Raw genomic sequence first — 14,656 nt, 5'->3', positions numbered from 1 at the left:
CCCAGGCTAACGGTAATTTTCCGCTGGTTCGGGAAGTCCAAAGACTCGGTCAAAGAAGTAGGCATAGACCGGATTGTAAATCAGGAAAAATACCAACAGCACCGCTTCGAGAGCCAAGGCCTCCCAGATGGAGACGTTTAAGATCACGGCAACGGCGGGAATCAGGATACTCAGCAACCCTGTCTCGAATAGGACCGTGTGCAATGCGCGGACCCACCAGGGTCGATGCGTGATTCCGTTGAGACGCTCGAGGTTTTCAAAGATCCAGTTGAACACCAGGTTCCACGTCAACGCGACCGTAGAGGACACCACCCCGACCAGAAAACTGGATGAGGACGCGTGACCCAGCAAGAACAAAATCAGGGTCGTGAATCCGACGGCCAATCCCTCGAAAACCACCGCATAGCAGATTCGGCGCAACAGCGGCGAGGCGAAGACACGCCGGTTGACCCACGCCGGTTTGCCTCCGGGGCCGACGGGGACCCGTGGAATGTCTGATCGTTGCGAGGCGGTCGTATCTTTTCTATCAGTTGGTGTGGTCACGATGTGCGAGGTTATCAAATAGTGTAGGCAGTCGTCTCTTCACGGTATGCCCTCGGGTCGTTGTTAGGCGTCAGTGGGGTACAAGCTATCGAGAAAGGACTTAAGCAGGGCCACGAATTCTTGCGGTTTTTCGGAATGCACCCAGTGGTTGGCGCCGCGGACAGTGGACTTTCGCACCTTGGGAAATAGCTCCCGCATCACCACCGCACTGTCGTCGTCGATGTAGTTCGACTGCTCCCCTTTGATCCACAGCACCGGCCCTTCATAGCTTGCGGTGAGCTCTGGGAACCCTGCGATGGCGTCCAGGTTCTGATACAGCATCTCCAAGTTGGGTTGCCATTGGTATCCGCGATCGGTTCGTCGCAGGTTTTGCATGAGAAATTGCCGAATCGAGTCTTCCGGGATAGGCTCGGCTAGTTGCTCTTCGACTTCGGAGCGCTCAGACACCGATTGCAAGTCAACCGATCGCAAGGACCCTAACAAATGATCAAAGGTCGAGTAGTTGCCGGTATCGGTAGGAGATATATCTTCAACAATCAGTGCTTTGAGGAGATCAGGGTGCCGGAGCGCAAGAGTCATGGCCACTTTGCCACCCAGAGAGTGACCCAGTAGCACGATCGGTTCCTCGCTACCGAAATCCGCCCGTAGCATCTCGGCGACCTCGTCAGCGATTTCTACGTAGTCGAAGTCGCGGGTCCAATCACTGCGCCCGTGATTGGGCAGGTCAATCAATAAGCTAGTTGCATCATCGGCCAGTGCTTTCGCCGGCGAGGTGAAATTTCGACCGCGTCCCATCAGTCCATGCATAAAGGCGATTCGACGCGGTCCGCCTTCGATTCGATGCGTGGCAATGTGCATATTTCCAACCTAGCGGATTCGATGCAGATGGAAGCGACCGAACGTCTCGCAAGGTCGCAATCGAGCGTGGCATCCGTGCATGTCAACGGCTGGTCCTACAACTGTTGTGACCTACTACGTCGTATTTTTATCCACCGGAAAAACTGTCCGCCAGATCGCGGATGAGACCTGGTGTCACGTGATTAAACGAATATCCTTAAAAGTGTCCTTGCGATCACAAGAACAACTGAAGGGATATAAACCATGGCAGAGAACCTACTCGACTTCACTGGTAAGACCGCCCTGATCACAGGTGGCGCAACCGGGATCGGTCGTGCAACTGCGCGAGTTTTCGGCCAGCAGGGTGCCAATGTCGTAGTGGCCGATGTAGCTTCCGAAGCCGAAGAAACAGTTGACCTGATTATTCAAGATGGTGGCACCGCAACATTTGTCGAAACCGACGTGACAGATTCCGATTCGGTGAAAAACGCAGTGGCAACCGCGGTCAACACCTACGGTGGACTGGACGTAGCTTTCAACAATGCTGGTGTTTCCGCTCCGGACGCTTCCGTCCCGGACATGGATGAAGAAGCCTTTGACAAGGTGAGCGCGGTCAACCTCAAAGGTGTCTTCTTAGCTTTGAAGCACGAGGTCGGGTACATGAAAGACAACGGTGGCGGAGCCATCGTCAACACCGCATCCATTGCCGGATTGATCGGAAATTACAACATGTCTCCCTATGTTGCCAGTAAGCACGGTGTCATTGGACTCACCAAGGCCACGGCCCTCGAATTCGCCGATCAAAACGTTCGCGTCAATGCGGTAGCTCCCGGACTTGTTGCCACTCCCATGACTCAAGAGTGGCTTGACGACCCGGAGACCCGAGACAAGGTTATTGGAGATACCCCCATCGGCCGTGCCGCGGAACCTGAAGAAATTGGTCAAGTAGCGCTCTATCTAGCATCGCCTCTAGCGAGCTTTGTCACTGGCACAGTTCTTCCAGTAGACGGTGGCCAGACGGCGCAGTAATTGTTCATCCCCTGAGCTAAGGTTGGTGCCCGCCGGCTCGGTGGGCACCAACCTTTTGTGTTAAACGTGAGCTTGCCAAGACCAGGCGTAATCCTATCCATATCAAGGGCATCTTGATGCCAGTCAGCGCGCCAGTACAGTCACACGACCTAAAAGATCCAGGAGCCATAGACATCTAGGACTCCAGATGTGTGGTGCCTTATTCCGTATCCGTGTTGCGGTCGGCCATGAGGCGCCAGTCGTCTCGAAGTATTCAGCACATCTCCATCACGAGCGCAACGACATTTCGAAACTTTCCCGCCCCACCGTCTCAGTAGTGTAGCGTTGGCGTCCTTCGAGGACGGAAAAACCATCACGTGCCCTGGCACCCGATGTCATACACCGTCCGAAAGAGTGACAGGATAACTACCCATTACTGGATGCACTGCTCAAATCATCGCCGCACAGTCTGACGCCCTCACCGTCAGCGCTATCTCGTTTCCCTGTTGTAGCGAACAGTTCACTGGCACGCTATTCGGGAACAGCGGTCACACCGCACTATGCCTCGCTCAAGAAACGAGGCCAGCTATGGCCGCATTCATTAACTTGCAATTCTGCGCAAAAGCTGTTTTAATGAATCACTCGTCTCGCTGGAAATCGCACCCAGGTCATGTTCCAGCACGCGACGCGCAAACATCGTGAACCTGACGATGTAGCATTCTCGCGCTCGATATATCACAACAGCGGGCGCACCACCGGTTTTAGACAAAACTCCCTACCGGTTCCATCCTTAGGCTGTGCCACCAGATATCCGTCCCGCTAACGTGCACGGATCTCACCTGCACGCGTGGAAACGACATTCCAGCCCCTGCTGTTGGCGTCCTTGAGACGAATTTGCCTCGCGCAAAACGCTACGACCCACTGAACGTTATTGAACTTTTGAAAGGATTATGATGAACGCAACGACCGCACAGTTAAATCAACTCTTGAGTTTGGCCACAGAACTGCAAGGTCACACCGTTACGAGCCTGGATGCAATTACCTGCCTTGATCTCACTCAGCGAGAGCTGAACGGTAATATGAAGAGCTCCGAGGCGTCGCTACACATCGCCACGTTGCAATCGCGACTGGCATTGGCCGCCTAGTCTGGAGTATCTTGCTTCTTTTTCTTGGCGGTAGCTTTGATAGCTTTCTTGGTTTCGCGGACCGCAGCCAGAGATTGTTCGTCATAAATGTCTGCCACCGAGCGCATTGCCTCCGGGTCTCCATATTCTCCGGAGGCTTCGCGCCATCCGGATCCAGAGAATCCCAACTGTTTGCCTAAGAGTGCCAAGAATATTTTGGCTTTCTGGTCGCCGTAACCAGGGAGTTTCTTCAACCGCTTGAGCACCGTTGCCCCGTCGGGGTCTCCTTGGGTCCAGATGGCGGAGGCGTCACCTTCATATTCGTCGGCGATCACGCGACAGAACTTTTGCACCCGTGTTGCCATGGAACCAGGGAAACGATGGACCGCAGGTGACTGTTGGAAGACTTCCACCAGTTCGTCCGGGTCGTAACTAGCCAGGGCTTCGGCCTCCATGACGCCTGTTCGATCGGCAATTTTCTCTGGTCCAGCAAAAGCCAGTTCCATGGATACTTGCTGGTCGAGCAACATGCCAATCATCAGCGCGAGTGGGTTGGAACTCAGTAAACGATCCGCGGATTCATTCTGGCTCAGGTGCAGTTCAACGGTCTCAGACATAGTCTCATTCTGTCATGGTCTCCCTACTGAATTCATCGGTTGCTGTGGTGGCGAGTTAGCTAAGGCGCTGCTCAGGATACCGCGACAGGTTAACCGGAATGACAAGGCTGGTCCAAAACACCTAGCCAACGTGGACATCGACGTACCAGAATGGTGAGCAATTGAGATTGTTCTTGGGCTGTCGAGCCCCTAACCCACCCCAGAGAAAGCAGGTCCTCATGAGTGAGCAGTTAATGACATACAACCGTTTAGGACGAGCCGGTATTAAGGTCAGTGAGCTGTCTTTCGGTTCCTGGGTGACTTTCGGCTCCACTCTGGATACCGGCTTGGCGAAGGAATGCCTCCAGGTCGCCGCCGAATCCGGGGTCAATTTCTTTGACAACGCCGAGGTGTACGCCGGTGGTGCCTCGGAAACGATCATGGGCCAGGCCATCTCGGAACTGGGCTGGGCTCGGCAAGATTACCTCATTTCGACCAAGCTTTTTTGGGGCATCGAGGACAACATCAACTTGCGGAACACACTGAACCGCAAGTACCTCTTCCACGCAATTGAGGGCTCCTTAGAACGCTTGGGTTTGGACTTCGTCGACTTGGTGTTCTGTCATCGTCCGGATCCCGCTACCACGCTTGAAGAGACGGTCTGGGCCATGAGCGACATGGTGTCTTCCGGCAAAGCTCTTTATTGGGGCACGTCAGAATGGTCAGCCGAAGAGATTCGTGGCGCCTTTGAGATCGCCGAGCGACACCACCTGCACAAGCCGTATATGGAACAGCCCCAGTACAACCTGCTGAACCGCGAGCGCGTCGAAACAGAGTACGCGCGGCTCTACGAAGACTTCGCTCTCGGTCTTACTACGTGGAGCCCCTTGGCTGGAGGCATCCTCACCGGCAAATATAGCCAGGGAGCCCCTTCAGGTAGCCGGGGATCCAGTGCGGAACACAGCCACTTGGTTGCCACCGCCACAGCACCAGACGTTGCAGAGAAAGTGGCACGATTGGGATCTCTTGCGGAGGAACTCCAGGTCACTCCGGCGCAGCTTTCTCTGGCGTGGATCCTCCATAACCCGCGTGTTTCCACCGTGATTACCGGCGCCAGTTCGGTCGCGCAGGTGCAGGAAAACATGAAAGCACTCGAGGCTAAACAACGTCTCGATGCATCTCGTTACCAGCAACTGAACGAGATTTTCTCCTAATCAGCGTTGTGCCGTACGAAGCCACTGATGGTCACCAGGCCGTGGCCCCTTAGGGCACTCTGAGTTCTCGGAGCGGATCACGCCGAGAGGCGATCATCGCAGGAATCAGTGCAGCTAATAAGGATGTGATGATCGCTAAGATGCTCAAGGCCAGGAAAAAGCTCCAGTCCGGCAGTGGATCGCCTAGTAGCCATAGCGCTCCACCGCCTATCAGCGTGCCGACCAAGGAACCGATCACCGACAGTTCGGTGAATTGACATAAGACGAGAGTCAGAATCATCCACCGGGATGCTCCCAATGCGCGACGACGGCCGAAGTCCTTGCGACGCAACATCATCAGCCCCGATAGAATTACGGCCGTCAATAAGCCGGTTAATCCGAGAATGGCCAGAACTAAGAATCGTCCAAATTGTCCCAATTGTCCTTGCACAGCAGAACGAAGTTGTGCCATTTGCTGGCTGGTTTCGACCCTGATGAATTGTGGGTCGGTTACTTCCAAGACCGCAGGGATAGCGTCATTGAGTGCCCCAATATACCCCGGATCTTCAGCAACGACCGTCATCATGGATACGGTTTGGTGACGGCCTTCGTGGTCCTCTGCCGGTGCCGGTACGAGCACGCTCGAACCCAAGTGGCCAAGGTTCTCTGGTGGTATAAAACTTCCCATGAGGGAATAAACCCGTCCATCGGTCAACTGTGCTCCCCCGATGGCTGCCTCGAGTCGCATTTGTTGCACCGCGTCCCGGGCGGCATAGCCCTCGAGCTGGCCATCAGAGCGTTGGTGATATTCGGGAATGCCGGGGATGCTCATGCCCCAGAACTGTCGAACCGCGACAGGACCCCCGCTCGGTGACAATGTGCTATATCCGTCTTGGACCGGGCCGAAAGCTGCGAACCACTCAACGCCTTCAACGCGTTGAATATTTTCCAACGACTTCGTCGTCAATCCCGCATCCGGTTCTGCGTAAATTGTCAAAGATTTGGTTCCGACATCATCGAGGGTAGACACCACAGACTTTTCTGCCCCGACGGTCCGGCCGGTGGTCAGCAGGACCGCAATCATCATTCCACAAACCATCAAGATTGTGACGATGGTGATCACCGGTTGGCTACGGTTCATCGCATCAGCTTCGCGGATGAGGGTCAGGATGCCCGGACCCGTCCGCTTACTTGTGAAAGATGTCACCGGTCAGTCTCCTTCTGAGAAGCTGAGATGTTGGTTGCACGCAGCTGCCAGCGCATGGTCATGGGTCACTATCACCACGGTCGCTCCCGAATCTGCCTGCTGTTGCAACGCCGAGAACACGACCTCCGCAGAGCTGGGATCAAGATTTCCCGTCGGTTCATCAGCTAAAACAATTTGGGGATCTCCCAGCAGGGCTCGGCACAGGGCAATGCGTTGAGCTTGTCCACCTGAAACTTGCCCAGGCTTATGATCTGCACGCAATTCAACACCAAACCGATCTAGTAATGTCATTGCCGCTTCACGATATCGACTTGGCCGTTGGCCGCGATAAACCGCCGCCTCAGTGACATTGGCCATAATTGTTCGCGAGTGGTCCAACGCTGCATCCTGAAACACGAAGCCATAGCAGTGCGCTCGAAGTCTCGCCCGGGACGCATCGGAGAGGTTATCTACCCGTTGATGAGCTAACTGAATGCTGCCAGCAGATGGTGTCAGCATCAGCCCTAATAAATAGAGGAGCGTGGATTTTCCACAACCTGATGGACCGGTGATGGCGGTGGTAGCAGCGGGTTCGAACTCGTACGACCAGTCCTCAAATAAGAGCGCAAAATTTTTGTACCCAAAACTCAGTGATTCGGTTGCCAGGCAAACGTCAGTCATCCTTGTTCACCCGGCAAACGCACCCTGATCCCTTCGTCAACCCCGTCGATGACCGACATGCCTCGCGCCGAGGCTTTGACCGTCACAGAGTGCTTGACACCACTCTCGTCCGTCACATACTGCTCACCAGAGGCATCTGTTGAAATGGCAGCGTCAGGAACGGTGACACCTTGTACTGGTTCAACGAGTTCGACGACCGTATCCAATAACGTTTCGCTCTGCGTCGACAGCGTCGCACATTGATCGCCGCACACCGGTTTGTCATCTGCTCCGACAACGGCTAATTCAATGGTTTCAGCATCAGCTTGGTCATTTCGCTGACCGACAACTCCCTCCCACACCTGGTCCTCGTGACTAATTTTCACGGCAGTTCCTGTGGCGATCATCTCGGCCTGTTCAGATGTGACGCGTAACGCAAACCGAGGCGCAGTCGGCAACGCATTGATGATTTCTTCACCACCGTTCAGAGACGAACCAACGGTGAGACCATCACCCGCGATGCTCATGCGGGCGGGCAAGGTCGGAACGAAGACGATGTCACCTTGACCAACCACTCCGTTATCGTCAACTCCCAGGGCCTTCTGCCACGCCTTAATCCCGTCGACTGTTCCGGAACCGACTTCACCATCTGCTCTGCCGTGATAGTAGCCCAACGCTCCGAGCATCACCTGGAGTTGCCGAACATCTTTACCTTTGTCTTTTTCTTTGATCTCCCGATACATCGGCACGTCACCTTGAGCAATGCTCACCGCACGCCCATCCACCGTGTAGGCGCGAGCGCCGTTGCCGGCACTCTGATTCGGACTGATATCAATACTCGTGAGCGTGCCAACGGCTTGATTACGAGCTACAGGTTGAGCGCGCCATACGGCGGCGGTGTTCAGCCTGAGCTCATCGCCAACTTCACCAGAGCTTGTCTCCGTCAGAGTGTAGGCGCGTTCCTGAAGAACTTCTGATGGGGGTTGAAGAACCGTTTTCAGCCCCCATCCAACGCCAACACCTACGGCTAGCACCAGCACCGCGCCCAACGCCAGCTTCAACCAGGTCATGGGTGACCTTCGGGACGTCAGGGACCGAATATTATGGGATCCCACGTCAGAGAACCCTACTGCTCACGTGTGACTTAGCCTTCAAATTTCGAGAACGGGCAGTCCTCGTAGCGAGAATAGTGCTCTTCACTCGACATATCGGGATTATCGGGATCAGCACGCGGGTCCCAATCACTGGTACCACTGAGCACTCCTTCTTTAAAGACTTCGAAGCTCGGCGGTTCAGCCACGTTGTGACCGTGTTCCACCATGCACTCTGAGACTGCAACTGCAGTGTCATATTCATCACGCCACTGCTCGTCGCTCATTTCAGATAAAGGCACATTATCGTCACCAAATTGGTCAAAGCAGGCTTCACGATCGCGCTCTACTGCTTCTGCCTGGTCCTCGTGGTACCCATTCGGGAACTCCATGGACCCCTCGCGGACGTCAACCGTGACATCCCATCCACGGTCCTTCATGCAGTTCCCAACTCGCTCAATGTCCGTGATCTCTGCCTTGCTATTTTGGTTTGCTTCAGCCGAAGGGTTTTTTTGGGCCCCATCGGAGCCATCCTCGTTAGTAGTCCCACAGCCGGACAATCCTGCAACCAGCAGGACAGTAGCAGTACCTTGGACACAGCGAGTCAATATTTTTCTAGTATTAAATAGACAGAACATCATAACCTATCCGTTATTTTTGCAATCTCATGAGAGCTCTGTCTTAGTGATCGCAAAAGATCCGGGCAGCTGTAAACCGTCCTCCAGCACCATTACTGACATTGCTAGAGGTGATGATCTTTTGTTTGGTGTAAAAAGTCGTCTGACGATACTTGGCCCCTCCTTTGAAGGATTTTTCGTATCTCACATCGCCACGAAGTGCCGTGTGAACGATGGTGCGGTTACCGGTAGCCGTGGTCGCCACCGTGCCACCTGTACAAGATTTTCCGCCAAGATTCCGGCTTGCTGCCTCAGCCGGATGTATTCCAGAAAACATCAATCCAAAGATCATTAAAAATGTATACGTCACCACGACAAAAGGTCGCTTAGAGGGGATATATGACGAGTTCTTCTGCGATACTTTCACTGCGCTCATTGCGGGCTCCTTTGCATCATGTCTCCCCAGACGAAGAGACATGAAAAGTATCACACACGAAGCTTGTAAGGTCAAGGAGAATTTTTTGTCTTCATTTTCCTGCATATTGTGTTTATTTTCGACATGCAGGTCGGGGCTCAAGTCTAAAACGAAAGCTGAAACACCCCGCGCACGATCGCGCTGATCCCGCCGAGTCCCGCCAGCGTCATGGCCATTCGTCGTGCTAAGAGAGCGGAAACATAGCGGGACAATAAAAGTGCGATCGCCAGCCCGCCCACTATTGCCACCACAAGAAAGACCACTAACACGGCTAACGAGACTCCGGCCTCTGGGGAATCCTCCACCGCCCCCGTCCACAGTTTCATCACCACCGGCAGCGCTCCCATGGTCATAAAGATCGGTTGCAGGGTGGCGGCAAATGAGCGCTGGTCCCAACGTGAGATTCGAGCATAAATCACCATGACCGGGGCAGCGACCCCTGAGGTTGAATTAAATAATCCTCCAAGAGTTCCTGTCACGACCGTGGCGGTGCGCCCAGTGAACTCTGGTAGATCTCGCAAGGACACAGTGATCAGCAATGCTAGAACGATAATTGTCCCGAGCAGGATGGACAACCACGCGGCAGAAAGCTGACTCACCAGCCAGGCGCCCGCCCACGCACCTGGAAGGGCCGGGATAATGATCCACCAATACTGGCGCCAACGAATTCTTGACCACACGCTGAGCATAAGCAGAAAGCCAGAAATCGTCGTGGTCATGTTGGTCAGCAACACCCCGGCGGTCGGCCCAAGAACCAACGACAGTACCGGAGCGACGACCAATCCCACGCCGGTCCCTGACAATCGTTGCAGGACCGTGCCAACCATCACGGCTAGCACGATGATGATAAGCGTGCCCACGATCTCATCGTATGTCAGCACCGAAAACTATGTGATGTGTTGCACGCTTTCAGCGAGACACCGCCCCTCATGAACCGGTTGACTGGAGTCTTGGACCCACGGCACATGACCAATGCGTCGCCCATTGTGGTCGATGAGCACGCCCATCCTTTTGAAGTACTGCAGCACGAGGCTCCGGTCTACAACCCGTACCGGAAGATCGGAGACAATCTCAGCTTCTGTCTCAGCAGCATCACGGAGGGACTTCAACCACGTGACAACATACAAATTCGCGCCTCCGCCCACGAGTGTTGCGCATAATCTGGCACCTGGTATCTGTTCGATTCGCCTCGAAACGTCCAGGAGGCGATGTGCTGAGACCATCATCCACAGCACCAGGACTCCTGGCCACTGATCTTGCATATGAGCTGCTTCAACTCGTTGGGCTATCTGCCGGGACCCGAGCAACCGCCGTACGATACGGCGAGCTTGAGCAGGCCCGAGGTTCAGACGCCGACTCGCCGTTGCGGAATCTACTCGACCGTCACATTCCAGAAGACTCAGAACAGTATAACTACGGTCGTCGAAGGCCATATCAGACAGATACAGAGTTTTGCTCTTGTCCTGATGTCGACGACCAAGCGCACCGTGGTACCACCCAGATCCGTCGAATCTAATATCCGACATCAAAGACACAACGGTATCTGATATCCCTTCAACCAAGTCGACATCCTGATTGAGGATTTCTTATACCCTGGTTCGAGCACGAGTCATGATGAACAGTTGCAGATGATAGGGGCCGGTTGTCTCATTACCAGCAACTGAACGAGATTTTCTCCTAATCAGTATCCTGCCGGCCTCAGCGCGGGAGCTGGATGTCTCCCCTATCTGCCGAGCCGTGCTGATGGTGAGCAATCGCGTGACCAACCAACTGGTGTGCGAAACTCTCGCACACCTGCGCACAACGCTCGATCATTGCGCCACGTTGCACCCGTCTTCCACCACTGCTGCTCGGTGCTCGTGACGCCATTCGTCTTTTCACCATGCAGATCGAGGCTCATGGTCAAGCCACTAGCTGAAACACTCCCCGCATTATCGCACTGACGCCACCGAGGCCGGCCAGTGTCATGGCCATTCTGCGTGCTGTCAGAGCGGAGACGTAGCGGGAGAGAAAAAGCGCGACCGTCAAACCCAATCCCACCGCGACCACAATACAGACCAACAACACCACCAGCGGGATGTCTGGTTCTGGGCCGTCCATCACCGTTCCCATACCTAGTTTCATCACGACCGAGAGTGCTCCCATGGTCATGAAGATCGGCTGGAGCGTGGCCGCAAAAGAGCGCTGGTCCCACCGTGAGAGCCGGGAGTAGATTACCATCACCGGCGCGGCGACTCCCGACGTTGAATTAAACAGTCCTCCCAGTGCACCTGCCACCACTGTTGTGGGGCGCCCCGTCAACTCTGGTAGCTGACGTAGGGACACGGTGACCACTATGGCAAGCACGACGATCGCTCCCAGGACGATGGACAGCCAGGCGGCAGAGAGCTGGCTCACCAGCCAGGCTCCCGCCCATGCACCGGGAACAGCTGGGATAATGATCCACCCATAGTGACGCCAGCTGATGCTCGACCACATGCTGAGCATGATCAGAAACCCGGACACCATCGTGGTCATATTGGTCAGGAGTACGCCGAAGGCCGGACCGAGCACAAGTGACAGTGCGGGGGCAACAACTAGGCCCACACCGGTTCCCGATAGCCGTTGCAGGATCGTGCCGACCAGTACGGCTATCACCGTGATGGTGACGATGGTCCAAGCGTTCATGTCTCCACAGTAGGTTAACATCGACAAGTGTCCGTCGTCTCAGGCGTGCACGAGAGCTCTAGTGCTGTCCCTTTGCGTCGTTATCCCGGCCCCGTTGAAACACCCCAACGAACATTCCCGGATGACGCGGCGGTGGACTGAGCCGTTGGTTACGCACCGGGACGATCCACCAGATGAGTGTCACCAGATAAACAGCCAGGCCACAGAGAGCGAGTCCACCCCAGAGGGCAAATTGTTGGGCCAGATCCACGGAGTCCGGAGTGCGTTAGACGGCTGCCAAGATCAGACCACCCAATAAAGTCACCAAAAATGCCGGAAGCCCGACAATCAGGCCGAGAACCTGTGTGTTTGGTTTCGAGGTCACCTTGATCAGGAAATGGGCCACGGCATGTGGCCGAACGCAGAGCGTGACACAATAAAATACCACCGTGGCCAATGCTTGTGGCTCGCGAGAAATTGAACCAATCACAGTTCCTGGTGAATATTCGGCCGTTTGCCAGGTGACGAGAAGGACAGCCACCACGGTGAACAAGACCCCACCGATGATCTGCGAGAACAGCAACGTCGGAATAAAGCGAGGGCTTTGCGCAATATAGTCATCTTTTACACCGCAAGGGCCCTGTGTTACACGGGGTAGCATCCCATAATCCCGCCCCAAAAAAGTAACACAAATTCCGCAGGTACGGGATCATCACTGCCCACATCACCCCTCAGCACGTCCGCGGCGGCCAGGACAACCAGGAGGGCCAGCACCAAGAGAGTTGCAATATATACCAAGAGCTGTTGGCCAATATCGGCGATCCAGTTAAATTTTCCGGGCGACGTGAACGAGGGATCCCGCGTTACGGCCGAGGACATATCAGTACTGTAAACCGATCCTAACGGATCATCCAGGAAGTGAGGAGACAACCGTCACCTAATCTTGCAACGAGACGGCGACCGAGACCCTCCAACGCTACACGTTAAAGCGGAACTCGACTATGTTCTGGCACGGACAAACATCTGCCGTTAGGCGACCTTCATTCGCTGGTCTCCCATCACGTACTCAAGGGAGAGTTCGCCACCGACGGCCTCAAGGTAACTGCGGATGGTGCCAACCTTCGCGCTGTCGAGGTCGCCTTGCTCGATCTTCGAAACCTGCCGCTGCCCGACGCCAATGCGCTCTGCCAGCTGCGCTTGCGTCAGTCCGGCCTGCTCCCGTAGCTCTCGCAGACGGTAGGCGCGAACCTCAGCAAGCATCCGCTTCTTGTGCGCCTCAACCCGTCCCCGGTCAACAGGATGCTCGGCGACGAAATCCTTCAGGTTCTTTGGCATTTCAATCACTCTCTTCTCAGTCGGGCCAGATGCTCGTCGAAGAGGTCGTCGGCCAACGAAATGTGCTTCTTATACCAGCGTTTCCAATCGCCGATCTTATCTTCGGCGATCAGCATGATCGCCACTCGCTCTGGATCGAACGCGAACAGAACGCGCAACTCGGACCGGCCAGACGAGCCGGGCCTGAGCTCTTTCATATTCTTATGCCGGGACCCGGCTACACTGTCGACGATCGGTCGACCGAGCTGGGGCCCTTAATCCTCCAGCAACTCGATCGCGGCGACCACCTGCACACGCGAACCGTCATCCAGTGAAGCGAGCCACTCTTCAATTGGCTCAATGTCGACGCTCCACATGCCCTCACCATAGACCCTGCAAGTTCTACACTCAAGTTCTCATAGGGACTGGGAGTGCTCCCAGAGATTAGAGCGAAAATCGCCACCCCATATTTCGGCAACTTTTCCTATGCTCCGCGAGAGCTCGCCACGCATACAACGAGAGTTCGTCCTTCCATTGCCGTCCGCATCGACAAATCTCCGCCCCGGTCCGATGCCCTCTTCACGGGTGCGCATTCAAGGGTTGCCGAGGGCAGCGTAGAGCCCCTCGGCAAAGGCACGAGCCCCACGGTGGAGATTTTCGTACGTCTTGTTGCCGTCATCCTCGACCAGTCGCCACCTAGTGGCTTCAGATTTGGAGGGGTCAGCGAGAACGCCTCGTTGAACAGCGCAGTCTCCGAGATATCCTTCCGGCCAAGCTTGGCCTGTGACTCGACGTTCATCCGGATGGCGACGTGCATGACAGTCTGATGATAGTGCCGGGTTTTCCAGTACAAGCGCCCATTCTCCCATGCCCACGGGTGGACATTGGCTGCGTCCATATCCGGGGCGTTGTCCTCGAGCTTCTCGGCGAGCCCTACTTGCCTCCGCAGTGCGACCTTCGCCCGAGACGCCTGATCGCGCAGCCACGAGTAGTCCTTGTCCTTGTCCGAACGGTTCCGCGACCACCCCGGCAACGCCCGATCAAGGATTTGCTGGATAACATGCGCTCGCTCTGACGCCTCGGTCCTGGGGCCACGCATGACGGTGCCGACAAATGCAAGCCCTGAACCCGTGCCCGGGTGGACCTGCGCCGGTATGGGCGAGAATCGGTCGATCTCAATGATCGCCCAGCCGGTGTCGAGCTTCGCCATGACCTAAGTCTGAAGGAAGCCCCGTCACATTTTAAGCATCCCCACCATCTGTTCGGATAGAAGGGAGTTACTGGCCTGAGGACTCCGACATGACGGATGCCACGACGTCGAAGTCCTGGTACACCGTGAGGAAGAGAATCACCTTCTCGGGGAGCA

17 protein-coding genes and 1 pseudogene are annotated in these 14,656 nt (G+C 55.3%); 3 read left to right on the top strand and 15 right to left on the bottom strand.

The window, feature by feature from the left end:
• Positions 1-6: 6 nt before the first annotated feature.
• Together DCC25_RS00270 and DCC25_RS00265 are read right to left on the bottom strand one after the other, a co-directional pair.
• Positions 7-543, bottom strand: coding sequence for a PACE efflux transporter (locus tag DCC25_RS00270; protein ID WP_233242915.1), 537 nt, complete (start codon positions 541-543; stop codon positions 7-9).
• A gap of 63 nt (positions 544-606) precedes the next feature.
• Positions 607-1,401, bottom strand: coding sequence for an alpha/beta fold hydrolase (locus DCC25_RS00265; RefSeq protein ID WP_110100208.1), 795 nt, complete (start codon positions 1,399-1,401; stop codon positions 607-609).
• A gap of 243 nt (positions 1,402-1,644) precedes the next feature.
• Between DCC25_RS00265 and DCC25_RS00260 the strand changes: the two genes are divergently transcribed.
• Together DCC25_RS00260 and DCC25_RS00255 are read left to right on the top strand one after the other, a co-directional pair.
• Positions 1,645-2,409 carry an SDR family NAD(P)-dependent oxidoreductase gene (locus tag DCC25_RS00260; RefSeq protein WP_110100207.1) on the top strand — a complete coding sequence of 255 codons (765 nt, stop codon included), beginning with the start codon at positions 1,645-1,647 and terminating at the stop codon, positions 2,407-2,409.
• A 929-nt stretch (positions 2,410-3,338) separates the two neighbouring features.
• Positions 3,339-3,533 carry a hypothetical protein gene (locus DCC25_RS00255; RefSeq protein ID WP_110100206.1) on the top strand — a complete coding sequence of 65 codons (195 nt, stop codon included), beginning with the start codon at positions 3,339-3,341 and terminating at the stop codon, positions 3,531-3,533.
• Here the strand turns inward: DCC25_RS00255 and DCC25_RS00250 are convergent.
• Positions 3,530-4,129 carry an HhH-GPD-type base excision DNA repair protein gene (locus tag DCC25_RS00250; RefSeq protein ID WP_110098531.1) on the bottom strand — a complete coding sequence of 200 codons (600 nt, stop codon included), beginning with the start codon at positions 4,127-4,129 and terminating at the stop codon, positions 3,530-3,532. The two genes, DCC25_RS00255 and DCC25_RS00250, sit on opposite strands and share 4 nt — an antisense overlap.
• A gap of 218 nt (positions 4,130-4,347) precedes the next feature.
• Between DCC25_RS00250 and DCC25_RS00245 the strand changes: the two genes are divergently transcribed.
• Complete coding sequence (locus DCC25_RS00245) at positions 4,348-5,322, top strand: aldo/keto reductase (RefSeq protein ID WP_233487803.1); 975 nt, start codon at positions 4,348-4,350, stop codon at positions 5,320-5,322.
• Between the two features lie 49 nt (positions 5,323-5,371).
• Here DCC25_RS00245 and DCC25_RS00240 read toward each other — a convergent pair whose 3' ends face one another.
• The 12 genes and pseudogenes from DCC25_RS00240 to DCC25_RS00180 all read right to left on the bottom strand — a co-directional run bounded on the left by DCC25_RS00240 (position 5,372) and on the right by DCC25_RS00180 (position 14,500).
• Positions 5,372-6,508 carry an ABC transporter permease gene (locus DCC25_RS00240; RefSeq protein ID WP_110100205.1) on the bottom strand — a complete coding sequence of 379 codons (1,137 nt, stop codon included), beginning with the start codon at positions 6,506-6,508 and terminating at the stop codon, positions 5,372-5,374.
• A gap of 3 nt (positions 6,509-6,511) precedes the next feature.
• Positions 6,512-7,168 carry an ABC transporter ATP-binding protein gene (locus DCC25_RS00235; RefSeq protein ID WP_110098528.1) on the bottom strand — a complete coding sequence of 219 codons (657 nt, stop codon included), beginning with the start codon at positions 7,166-7,168 and terminating at the stop codon, positions 6,512-6,514.
• Entirely contained in the window at positions 7,165-8,217 is a 1,053-nt protein-coding gene (locus DCC25_RS00230) for a peptidoglycan-binding protein (protein WP_110100204.1), read from the bottom strand. The genes DCC25_RS00235 and DCC25_RS00230 overlap by 4 nt, the downstream gene beginning before the upstream one ends.
• A gap of 74 nt (positions 8,218-8,291) precedes the next feature.
• Positions 8,292-8,678 (bottom strand): hypothetical protein, encoded by a 387-nt coding sequence (locus tag DCC25_RS00225; protein ID WP_110100203.1) that lies wholly within the window; start codon positions 8,676-8,678, stop codon positions 8,292-8,294.
• A gap of 241 nt (positions 8,679-8,919) precedes the next feature.
• Positions 8,920-9,291, bottom strand: a complete 372-nt coding sequence (locus DCC25_RS11205; protein WP_146206390.1) for a hypothetical protein — start codon at positions 9,289-9,291, stop codon at positions 8,920-8,922.
• Between the two features lie 143 nt (positions 9,292-9,434).
• Positions 9,435-10,211, bottom strand: a complete 777-nt coding sequence (locus DCC25_RS00215; RefSeq protein WP_233487801.1) for a sulfite exporter TauE/SafE family protein — start codon at positions 10,209-10,211, stop codon at positions 9,435-9,437.
• A 1,021-nt stretch (positions 10,212-11,232) separates the two neighbouring features.
• Positions 11,233-11,997, bottom strand: coding sequence for a sulfite exporter TauE/SafE family protein (locus DCC25_RS00205; RefSeq protein ID WP_110100200.1), 765 nt, complete (start codon positions 11,995-11,997; stop codon positions 11,233-11,235).
• 265 nt (positions 11,998-12,262) lie between these two features.
• Positions 12,263-12,637, bottom strand: a complete 375-nt coding sequence (locus DCC25_RS00200) for a hypothetical protein (RefSeq protein ID WP_146206389.1) — start codon at positions 12,635-12,637, stop codon at positions 12,263-12,265.
• Positions 12,622-12,855 carry a hypothetical protein gene (locus DCC25_RS00195; protein WP_110100198.1) on the bottom strand — a complete coding sequence of 78 codons (234 nt, stop codon included), beginning with the start codon at positions 12,853-12,855 and terminating at the stop codon, positions 12,622-12,624. Before DCC25_RS00195 ends, DCC25_RS00200 begins: the two co-directional genes overlap by 16 nt.
• Positions 12,856-13,005: 150 nt before the next feature.
• On the bottom strand, positions 13,006-13,311 hold the full coding sequence (locus DCC25_RS00190) for a helix-turn-helix domain-containing protein (RefSeq protein ID WP_110100392.1): 306 nt from the start codon (positions 13,309-13,311) through the stop codon (positions 13,006-13,008).
• Positions 13,312-13,316: 5 nt separating this feature from the next.
• Positions 13,317-13,553: pseudogene (locus tag DCC25_RS11390) on the bottom strand (type II toxin-antitoxin system RelE/ParE family toxin); the annotation flags it as partial.
• A 221-nt stretch (positions 13,554-13,774) separates the two neighbouring features.
• Positions 13,775-14,500, bottom strand: coding sequence for a hypothetical protein (locus DCC25_RS00180; RefSeq protein WP_110100197.1), 726 nt, complete (start codon positions 14,498-14,500; stop codon positions 13,775-13,777).
• Positions 14,501-14,656: the final 156 nt, after the last annotated feature.

The organism is Auritidibacter sp. NML120636, assembly GCF_003185945.1.
Taxonomy (GTDB): Bacteria; Actinomycetota; Actinomycetes; order Actinomycetales; family Micrococcaceae; genus Auritidibacter; species Auritidibacter ignavus.
This window is presented reverse-complemented; position numbering and strand designations above follow the sequence as displayed.

Coding starts and splice junctions, on each gene's coding strand:
- DCC25_RS00245 (WP_233487803.1), top strand. CDS start 4,348: ATGAGTGAGCAGTTAATGACATACAACCGTTTAGGACGAGCCGGTATT.
- DCC25_RS00235 (WP_110098528.1), bottom strand. CDS start 7,168: ATGACTGACGTTTGCCTGGCAACCGAATCACTGAGTTTTGGGTACAAA.
- DCC25_RS11205 (WP_146206390.1), bottom strand. CDS start 9,291: ATGAGCGCAGTGAAAGTATCGCAGAAGAACTCGTCATATATCCCCTCT.
- DCC25_RS00180 (WP_110100197.1), bottom strand. CDS start 14,500: ATGGCGAAGCTCGACACCGGCTGGGCGATCATTGAGATCGACCGATTC.
- DCC25_RS00190 (WP_110100392.1), bottom strand. CDS start 13,311: ATGCCAAAGAACCTGAAGGATTTCGTCGCCGAGCATCCTGTTGACCGG.
- DCC25_RS00255 (WP_110100206.1), top strand. CDS start 3,339: ATGATGAACGCAACGACCGCACAGTTAAATCAACTCTTGAGTTTGGCC.
- DCC25_RS00225 (WP_110100203.1), bottom strand. CDS start 8,678: ATGAAGGACCGTGGATGGGATGTCACGGTTGACGTCCGCGAGGGGTCC.
- DCC25_RS00265 (WP_110100208.1), bottom strand. CDS start 1,401: ATGCACATTGCCACGCATCGAATCGAAGGCGGACCGCGTCGAATCGCC.
- DCC25_RS00260 (WP_110100207.1), top strand. CDS start 1,645: ATGGCAGAGAACCTACTCGACTTCACTGGTAAGACCGCCCTGATCACA.
- DCC25_RS00250 (WP_110098531.1), bottom strand. CDS start 4,129: ATGTCTGAGACCGTTGAACTGCACCTGAGCCAGAATGAATCCGCGGAT.
- DCC25_RS00230 (WP_110100204.1), bottom strand. CDS start 8,217: ATGACCTGGTTGAAGCTGGCGTTGGGCGCGGTGCTGGTGCTAGCCGTA.
- DCC25_RS00200 (WP_146206389.1), bottom strand. CDS start 12,637: ATGCTACCCCGTGTAACACAGGGCCCTTGCGGTGTAAAAGATGACTAT.
- DCC25_RS00195 (WP_110100198.1), bottom strand. CDS start 12,855: ATGTCCTCGGCCGTAACGCGGGATCCCTCGTTCACGTCGCCCGGAAAA.
- DCC25_RS00205 (WP_110100200.1), bottom strand. CDS start 11,997: ATGAACGCTTGGACCATCGTCACCATCACGGTGATAGCCGTACTGGTC.